Origin of the sequence: Daeguia caeni (genome assembly GCF_042653845.1) — a bacterium.
Classification (GTDB): domain Bacteria; phylum Pseudomonadota; class Alphaproteobacteria; order Rhizobiales; family Rhizobiaceae; genus Brucella; species Brucella caeni.
In genome coordinates this window covers 1-1,227 of sequence record NZ_JBHSEL010000015.1, presented here as the reverse complement: position 1 = coordinate 1,227, position 1,227 = coordinate 1, and the positions used below count along the sequence as shown (strand labels likewise).

Genomic DNA, 1,227 nt, shown 5'->3' with positions numbered 1-1,227 from the left:
GGTTGATGAACGGGGGGTGGCCAGAATCTCGGCGCTGCCGACTGTCTGGCCGCTCTGACCGATCAGGCGACCGGCGCGTCGTGGGGATGGCCGAGCGCAAAGATCGCACCCGCGGCAATCGACGTGCCGGAGGTTTTGGTGATGACGGCACGAATGTAGCGCTTGTTGCCCTTGTAGCCCTGCTTGCAGACCGTGTCGGCTTCGAGCGCTGCCGGTAGAGTGCCCTGGAGGTCGGCTGCGGCAACGTCGCTGAAGTCGCCGTCGTCCGTGGTGTCGGCATGCTGCAGCTTCACGTCGAACACGCCGTCGCCGGCAATCGCCCCGGTGGTGATGATCAGCGTTGCCGCGTTGTAGCCCTGCAGATCGGCATGGCTGCCCTTGGTGGTGGCGGTGACCACGGCGGGAACCAGAGACGCAACCAGGCTGAGGCCGGAGATACCGTCCTTCATGACAGAAGTCCTTTCAAAGATGGATGAGGTGGAAGCGGGCGGCCGAAGCCGCCCGTCATGTGGATCAGGTGCTGACCTTCAGCAGCTTGAGCGCCTCGAAGTTGACCACGCCGCCGCCGACCCGCTTGGTGGTGTAGAACAACACGTTCGGCTTGGCGGTGTAGGGATCGCGCAGGACGCGGATGCCGATGCGGTCGACGATCAGATAGGCGCGGCCGAAGTCGCCGAAGGCGACGGGAAAGGCATTGGCCGCCACCGCCGGCATATTGTCGTCGGTGTGGACCGGCTTGCCGAGGATGGTGGCCACCTGTGCAGGGCCGGAGGGTGGCGCCCAGACATAGGCGCCCTCGGCGTCCTTGAACTTGCGCACCGTGTTCATGGTCGCATCCGACATCAGCCAGGAGGCCCCGTTCCGGTAGCCGGATTTCAGGGCATAGTAGAGGTCGATCAGGCAATCGGCAGGATTGGCCGAGGCGGTCGCCGCAACAAAGCCGTCAGCCTTGCCTGAAGCGACGAAGCCGATCTTGCCCCAGGCATGGGAGGCATTGGCCACCGTGTCATAGGCAAGGATGCCGCGCGGCTTGTTGATGCCGTCGCCATGGGCAAAGGCAGCCCCCTCCTGTTCGGCGAACTCGATCGCCACTTCCTCGGCCAGCCATGCGGCAAGATCGATGCGCGCATCGTCGAGCGAGGTCTGCGTGGCACCGGGCATGGCGTAGATCTCGCCGGTATTGATGGCGATCTCACGCAAGGTCGGCGTGGCCGTGCCAGGACGATC

The 1,227-nt window shown here is 64.8% G+C and carries 2 protein-coding genes; both read right to left on the bottom strand.

The window, feature by feature from the left end; all coding sequences use genetic code 11:
- Window positions 1-62: 62 nt before the first annotated feature.
- Entirely contained in the window at window positions 63-449 is a 387-nt protein-coding gene (locus tag ACFO1V_RS01195; RefSeq protein ID WP_144864371.1) for a hypothetical protein, read from the bottom strand.
- 64 nt (window positions 450-513) lie between these two features.
- Window positions 514-1,227, bottom strand: a 714-nt coding sequence (locus tag ACFO1V_RS01190; protein WP_380075030.1) for a phage major capsid protein, incomplete at its 5' end; no start/stop codon positions are given.